The organism is Methylolobus aquaticus (assembly GCF_054172105.1).
The window spans coordinates 1-1,344 of record NZ_JBSYXP010000048.1 but is presented as its reverse complement, the minus strand read 5'-3'; the positions used below and the strand labels follow the sequence as shown (position 1 = coordinate 1,344).

Here is a 1,344-nt window from a genome sequence, read left to right as displayed (position 1 = left end):
CTCTACGAAGAGCGCTTCATCCCCTGATCACAAGACTTTTTCCTAAACCCCTCACACACAGAATTTCTGACACTTCCGACGGCGACGACTCTGCGGACAGAGGAGGTGGTGAATCCGATTGGCGTCTGGTTCATCGCTTCTCGCGAACGAGCCATGACGAGTCGGAAGCGATTCCGCCGCTGGTCGTCGAGGCGTATCGCGGTAAAGGCGCGCCCACTCGACCGGGCGATCCTGCTTTTGCCAAATTCACGCAACGACTCGATGAACACCACACGTGGACCGGCCGAGAAGCCGATCAAATCGCTTCAGGACTCGGCCTTCCCGATGAGTTCCGGTCCATGCTCATCGCCGCAGCGGAAACGCACGATCTGGGTAAGGAGCGCGCCGTTTGGCAAGACGCCATGAACGCGCCAAGGTCCGGTCGTCCCTTTGCCAAGACCAGAGGCGGCGGCAACCCGCGACAACTTTGCGGATATCGGCATGAATTCGGCTCGTTGGGCGATCTGGAAGATCTGCCGGCGCTGCAAGACTTGCCAACGGACCTGAAGGAACTGGCCTTGCACCTCGTCGCTTCGCATCACGGCTACGCGCGCCCGGTCATTGCCCCGATCGACCCCAAGACACCGCCATCTGTACTAGCGAAGCGAGCGGAAGAGTGCGCCCTGCGCTTTGCGCGCCTCCAATGGCGTTGGGGGCCCTGGGGCCTAGCCTGGTGGGAGGCCACTTTTCGCGCAGCGGATCAGCGTGCATCGCGAAAACTCGATGAGCAAGGCGAGGAATAGCAATGGGCATGGCATCGATACCGGTTGAGTTGTTCAACCCAGGACAAGTATTCGCCTGCATGGGCTTTCTGGAAGCTGCCGAGGCGCTCTGCGGCGTGGCCGAAGGGTGCTTCGTGTGGAAGGATGAGCCGCGCTTCCTTCTTCAAGCCGAGGGCGAACAAAACCCGATCGAAGTCATCCTTTCGTTCCTGGCGGAAGCTGAAGCCAAAGCTGTCGCGCCTGCAGACTGGCAACCGGCGAAGGGTGACCGTGCAAGTCTTGAGACCATTGACTTCTTTCCGGCCAGAACTCCCAATCCGATGTCGCTGCCCATCAAGCTGCAAGGAGGCGGCGCAGAACTCTTTGTAGGGCATTGGAGCGATGGCACCGACGGACGGGAGGCGTTCAAGCTCTACGCTGGAAATCGCAGCGCCCTCAAGATCGCGACCGACATGCTTAAGGGCACAGGAGACAGGGACGGAAAAGCGAAAACGGTCGGTATCACTGTAAGCGCTCCACAAACCCCAGGCTATGCGGTGCGGATCAGGTGGTGATCAAATCCGCGGGTGGGCAGTTCCAGGGC

2 protein-coding genes are annotated in these 1,344 nt (G+C 60.0%); both read left to right on the top strand.

The window, feature by feature from the left end; all coding sequences use genetic code 11:
* Positions 1-338 precede the first annotated feature (338 nt).
* Positions 339-782 (top strand): hypothetical protein, encoded by a 444-nt coding sequence (locus tag ACW73L_RS22110; RefSeq protein WP_498924700.1) that lies wholly within the window; start codon positions 339-341, stop codon positions 780-782.
* An 8-nt stretch (positions 783-790) separates the two neighbouring features.
* On the top strand, positions 791-1,315 hold the full coding sequence (locus ACW73L_RS22105) for a hypothetical protein (RefSeq protein WP_498924699.1): 525 nt from the start codon (positions 791-793) through the stop codon (positions 1,313-1,315).
* The last annotated feature ends 29 nt before the right edge of the window (positions 1,316-1,344 follow it).

Coding starts and splice junctions, on each gene's coding strand:
- ACW73L_RS22110 (WP_498924700.1), top strand. CDS start 339: ATGCTCATCGCCGCAGCGGAAACGCACGATCTGGGTAAGGAGCGCGCC.
- ACW73L_RS22105 (WP_498924699.1), top strand. CDS start 791: ATGGCATCGATACCGGTTGAGTTGTTCAACCCAGGACAAGTATTCGCC.